Here is a 4,355-nt window from a genome sequence, read left to right on the forward strand (position 1 = left end):
ATAAACAGAACAGAAGCCGAGAGGGCCTTCCAAACCCGTCTCCTTAGCCGTAAATCCCATGCTCGCCAGTACGGCAGCGCTTATTGCGCTGCTTGCAGCCCTACCGGCATGGTACGGCTTTGTATCAGTGCCAAAGTTGAGGCGTAAACCGGCAGCTTCCGAGGCTGCGATGCCGAGGGCCGTTCCAACTTGCTTGCTGTTCAGCCCCAGCAAATTAGCACAGGCAGCTGTGGCAGCCAGAGTACCAACAGTGGCAGTAGGATGCCAGCCCTGCTCAAACAGCCTGATAGCAATGGCACTGCAAATCTTGGATCCCACCTCCCAACCAACATTGTAGGCCTGCAGAACGTGTTTACCCGAGAGGTTCTGTTTTTCAGCCAGAGCAAAGACAGGGGGCAGAAGAACAACTGTCGGATGGCCCATCCACGTAACAGCATGGTCATCATAGTCCAGCGCATGGGCCAACGTACCATTGGCCAGGGCAGCAAACTGCAAGTTAGTTTTAAAACCTCCCCCGATTACTCCACTTACTGGCTTTCCGCCCATAGTCTGAACATATTCAGTGATGATCGTGCCAGCCGGTTCTCTCGAGCCTGCCAAGGCCACACCAAAACCATCCAAGATGCACATCTTTGCTATGTCAACCGCTTCTGCAGGGATCTTTTTGTAGTCAGTGCTCGCGATAAACTCAGCTATCTTTTCCGAACCCATCTCGTTTCCTCCCAGTCTAGGTTAGTAGCCTGGTGATCTCCGTCACGTTATTGACCTTCTCCAGATTTGTAACCAGCTCAAGTACCCCCTCTAAGTTCTCCCTTGGAATGGGCCTCGCCAACAATTTAGAGCAATCCCAGAATTTCCCAGTGAGTTCGTCCATGCTCATTGGGTTGAGATGATCACCCTTGGGATTATTGACCTGTTTAATGTGAAGTTTCCCGTCTTTGGTCTTGATCTGAATGCGGGCGGCGGTACATGCCTTGTTGATGTCATCAAAGCTCACCTCAGGATCTACCCATGATCGTACCTTCGTTGCGAGGAAATCAAGCACATCCCGTCTCTTTAGGGCATCCTCGGTGAAATCCTCAAAGCTGACCTTCCTGTTGAAAATGGCATTAACTACATTGTATGGGATACTGAACTGCAGATCGACCTCATTCCGAGGATAGTGCCGCACGCTTACGGGCTCACAGTAGTGAAGCGCCCCCTCGTCCACTCCCACGACGACTTCCTCTATCTGATCGGGGGTGATGTCATTTTCCTTTACTAAGGCCAAACTGGCCTCGACAGCCGTGTGGTTTCAGACAGCACATGGGTATGGCTTGTATCCGAGTCTAACCACGTCGAAGTATTCACCCAAGTCTTTTGTCAGGGGCTCAGGGTCATAACGACCCCCATGATACAGAGCAAAGAGTCCGGCTTCGCCCTCGATGTTGTTCGTTGTACCAGTGTACCCTCGCTGCGCAAGGTGCGCTGCCAGAATGCCCCCGCGCGCTGCTAGCCCTGGCTGAAGGCGCTTGGTCAGACTACCATCGTGCATGCATTGCTTATTGCCTGCTGCCTGGCTGTACGCAATACCAAACGCATTGAGCATCTGCTCCTGATTCAGGCCCAATAGCCTGCCCGCCGTTGCGCAGGAACCGAAGTACCCGTACGTGGCGGTCGGGTGGAACTGGGTCCATAACTGGGCCGCTTGAGCCAGCCTCAGCTCTATGTCGATACCGATCAAAATTGCGGTGATCAACTCGCTACCGCTCACTCCCCCCAATTTCTCGGCGACTCCAAACCCCGTGGGGACATTGACCGCGCCTACGTGAATCCGGGCCAGATGATACACATCGTCATAATCTCTCGCGTGAGCCATCTGACCGTTGACCAGGGCAGCTTCCGGTGACGGCACTTTGCCGCCGTGGATCAGAATGCTACTCTCCTCTCTACCTCCCCAGTACCTGACCTGATCGATCAGCGCTTGAGTTCCCTCGGCCGATGAACCTGCCAGGGTGGTGCTGAGGGTGTCGAGGATATCCTTCTTGGTGGCCCCTACCGCCTCCTGTGGAACGTCTTCATACCGCAGGTTTACCGCCATCCTACTGTACGCCACGGAGGCATCCTCCTGGCCCTCCTGTTTCTGCGGTGCCTCGGGTAAGGCGGCCGCCTCCTCCTCAGCAACCCAGTAGCACCCAGTCTCCGTACACACCACTCTACCTCTGGGTGTCATAATCTCCTTCTGCGTCTCTTCTGCCATGTACAAACCTCCCGTTTAGCCCCTCTCAAAAGACCCTGGTAAGGCCTACTCAATGACATAGCGGGCTATAGCAAATTTCTCCAATGCCTCCTCATCAATTTCCATACCCAGACCGGAACCCTTGGGAACTGTCACATAACCATCTTCTATGACGAACGGATTATCAACAAGCGGATCTTCCTCGGTGATTCCCATGACAAATTCCCCGGCTGGGAAGATGTTTCTGGTGGAAGCGTAGAAATGGGCTCCCACTGCAGCCTCTATTCGAGCCCCGTGTGCAGTTCCTCCCACATTCACGTGGCACGAGCATGATTCTGCCAATGCGGCAATTTTTTTCGAATTGCAAAGCCCGCCGGGCTTAAAAGTCTTCACACAGATGACGTCGGCGGCCTCCATCTTGAGAATGCGAAATGCGTCCTGGATAGTGAACGCACTCTCATCCGCCACAATCGGCGTATTGACCGCCATCCTGACTCTTGCCATCCCTTCCAGGTCTCGTGCGGGAACGGGTTGTTCAGCGTAACTCAAATCGTATTCTTCCATTCGCTGAATGGCCTTGATGGCGATTGAGGAACTGTAGCTTTCGTTAGCATCTATCCCTAAGGCAACATCGTGACCTAAGGTTTTGCGAATCTTTCGAAACGTTCGTACATCTTCTTGCCACCGCTCCGACGGACCTACCTTCAAGCAAAAGACTGTAATACCGTACTTCTCCCTGGAATGCATCGCCTCTCCAACCATTTTTTCCACGGAGTCCAAACCAATGGACCACTCCAAGGGGATCTTTTCATGGTATAGTCCGCCCAATAAATTGAACGCCGGCACGCCTAACATCTTTCCCATCAAGTCATACAACGCGTAATCTATTGGCGCTCGTGCATTCATGTTTCCCGGCAACACCCCGTCAAATTTGGACCAAAACAGCTCCAGATTGAAAGGATCCTCACCGATCATAAGAGGCGCATAGAAATCCCTGATCGCTGAAACCACACTCTGCGTTGTCTCCCCGTGAAATGGCTGGATAGTGCGAGCCTCTCCATTGCCAACCATACCATCGTCAGTATAGATTCTCACGAGGACCGGTTTTCCTTTGAGCACGCCGGACTTGGTAGGTTCCAGCACTCCCCTCGAAATTCTTCGCCGAAAGCTGGGCGAAATATCCAGTGGGACCACTTCTATCTTAACGATTCGCATGGGGTCATTCGCATGGGGTCAGGTCTCATCATTATGACAAAAATTCGCCTCTTGGTAATCTCTTCCGCGGTGTTGTTCTACTCGGCTGCTAAAAATTGGTTTCATCAATATCTCGCAGTGATACCAAGAGGTCAATCCAACCGTTATGGGAAACACCAACGAAGGTCTTTAACCATCTGTCCAAGAGAACATTTGAAGTGATAAGTGATAAGAACTCGCTTTTTGATAGGGGAAGTATAGGAGAAATGGGGTTGTGTGTCAACAAAAATAGGTCACAATATATGGGGGTCTTGGGTTATCCGGCTGCCCGGGGGGATTGTCAGGGATGCGAGGGCAGGGGAGGCGGGGCTTCGCGGCGGCTGAAATGCTTTGGAGTCGCGGGTATCTTGGCTAAATCAGGGTAAACCCCTCCAACCGAATCCGATTGACAGTTTAAGGATCAGGGTGCATAAGTCTCAATCGGATAATCCGGGTCTTTGTGGACGTCGTTCTCAAAGGATGGGATCTGGGAATCCGAGTAATCTAAGTGGATTTGTACGGGTAGAATTTGGACCTCGGCGGAGACCTTCTGCTGACTACCCAGAGTCCCAAATGCCTCAAAATTTTATTACTGACTCCCCGATTAATTCAAGATGAATCATGGCGTTTCGACCTGATCCCGGTTATGCAATATTTGAAAGGGAAATAAACAGTCAGAGAGCATGAGAAAACCGAGGATTGCAGTTAGTACTAATTCGTTCAGCACTTGCTCGAAGAAAGGGGTAGAAGAGAAGATTGACTTGACTCGTAGATCTGCTAATATGGGCGTAAACCTCCCGCTGAGCTGAACCTGGGAATCGGGCAGAGCGGATGTGGAGTTTGTTCTTTCGGATGAAGAGAGGGGCGTATCTATTTTCTTGTTGCCTCTGGAAAAGATTCTTGA

General features: G+C 51.7%; 4 protein-coding genes and 1 pseudogene. All 5 read right to left on the reverse strand.

Going from position 1 to position 4,355, the window contains the following annotated elements; translation table 11 throughout:
• Positions 1-711: MmgE/PrpD family protein (locus tag ACETWG_06030; GenBank protein ID MFB0516146.1), on the reverse strand; the 711-nt coding region annotated here is incomplete at its 3' end.
• Between the two features lie 16 nt (positions 712-727).
• Positions 728-1,279, reverse strand: a pseudogene (locus ACETWG_06035) (hypothetical protein).
• A 15-nt stretch (positions 1,280-1,294) separates the two neighbouring features.
• Complete coding sequence (locus ACETWG_06040; GenBank protein ID MFB0516147.1) at positions 1,295-2,239, reverse strand: MmgE/PrpD family protein; 945 nt, start codon at positions 2,237-2,239, stop codon at positions 1,295-1,297.
• 45 nt (positions 2,240-2,284) lie between these two features.
• On the reverse strand, positions 2,285-3,361 hold the full coding sequence (locus tag ACETWG_06045) for a mandelate racemase/muconate lactonizing enzyme family protein (GenBank protein ID MFB0516148.1): 1,077 nt from the start codon (positions 3,359-3,361) through the stop codon (positions 2,285-2,287).
• 709 nt (positions 3,362-4,070) lie between these two features.
• A partial coding sequence (locus ACETWG_06050) for a hypothetical protein (protein ID MFB0516149.1) occupies positions 4,071-4,355 on the reverse strand: 285 nt, incomplete at its 5' end.

The sequence above is a fragment of the Candidatus Neomarinimicrobiota bacterium genome (genome assembly GCA_041862535.1).
GTDB lineage: Bacteria > Fidelibacterota > Marinisomatia > SCGC-AAA003-L08 > TS1B11.

Bases quoted from the DNA above. Each gene is read 5' to 3' on its own strand.
- ACETWG_06040 (MFB0516147.1), bottom strand. From the start codon at position 2,239: ATGGCAGAAGAGACGCAGAAGGAGATTATGACACCCAGAGGTAGAGTG.